This window comes from Leclercia sp. LTM14 (assembly GCF_023736175.1).
Taxonomy (GTDB): domain Bacteria; phylum Pseudomonadota; class Gammaproteobacteria; order Enterobacterales; family Enterobacteriaceae; genus Enterobacter; species Enterobacter barmai.
The window spans coordinates 1-280 of the sequence record NZ_JAIKTT010000040.1 but is presented as its reverse complement, the minus strand read 5'-3'; the positions used below and the strand labels follow the sequence as shown (position 1 = coordinate 280).

The 280-nt window shown below is 51.1% G+C and carries 1 rRNA gene; it reads right to left on the bottom strand.

The features are described from left to right. Positions 1–280: ribosomal RNA gene (locus tag K5I40_RS23825) — 23S ribosomal RNA — on the bottom strand; the annotation flags it as partial.

Genomic DNA, 280 nt, shown 5'->3' with positions numbered 1-280 from the left:
CAGTTAGTGTTACCCAACCTTCAACCTGCCCATGGCTAGATCACCGGGTTTCGGGTCTATACCCTGCAACTTAACGCCCAGTTAAGACTCGGTTTCCCTTCGGCTCCCCTATACGGTTAACCTTGCTACAGAATATAAGTCGCTGACCCATTATACAAAAGGTACGCAGTCACACCACAAGGGTGCTCCCACTGCTTGTACGTACACGGTTTCAGGTTCTTTTTCACTCCCCTCGCCGGGGTTCTTTTCGCCTTTCCCTCACGGTACTGGTTCACTATCG